Source organism: Rhodoplanes sp. SY1 (genome assembly GCF_046000175.1).
Taxonomy (GTDB): Bacteria; Pseudomonadota; Alphaproteobacteria; order Rhizobiales; family Xanthobacteraceae; genus Rhodoplanes.
Window position 1 is genome coordinate 1 of sequence record NZ_JBEOMB010000542.1, and the last position, 601, is coordinate 601.

Below are 601 nucleotides of genomic sequence, written 5' to 3' on the forward strand. Positions count from 1 at the left end.
GATCCTTGTCGACAAGGCATTCGAGCACCCGCCTGGCCCGGCGGTCGATCAGCAGGCGCAACACGGCGAGATCGACCTTGTCGGGGCGCGGCCGGTCCGCATCCGGGATCTTGATCTCCGCCTTCATCCGCTCGGTCAGCGGAATGATCGGCAGGCCCTTCTTCGGCGGCGCGTCCGGTTTCTCCCATGTGGCGAACCATTTGATCTCGAGCCGGCTTTCGAGGTCGCGTCCGTCCGGGGGTCCTTTGGGCGCCTTCACGTGCCAGTCCGGACGACGACTCTCGGCGAAGCCGTCGAACAGCGAGTTGTCTTCGGGCAGAGCGAAGCTCCAGCGCAGGAAAGCCTGCGCGTTGCGGCGTCCGAGCAGATAGTCGTGGCGGCGGAAGCTGTGATGGAGGAAGCCGCTGAAGCCGCCGAGGCTGCCGCAGGCGATCGCCAGGTCCGAGCCGGCGATGTCCCGCGACGGCGCGATGACGAAGCGGGAGTACTCGTTCTCCTTCAGGATCGGCGCGAGCTCTTCGGGCTTGAAGCGGGCCTGCGCGATCAAGGTCGGGAGGAGCGCCTTCAGGATGCCGATGAGCGTCCTGTCGGCGCTGGGGTC

The 601-nt window shown here is 66.9% G+C and carries 1 pseudogene; it reads right to left on the reverse strand.

Annotated elements, in window-relative coordinates:
* A pseudogene (locus ABTU92_RS30840) lies at positions 1-601 on the reverse strand (patatin); the annotation flags it as partial.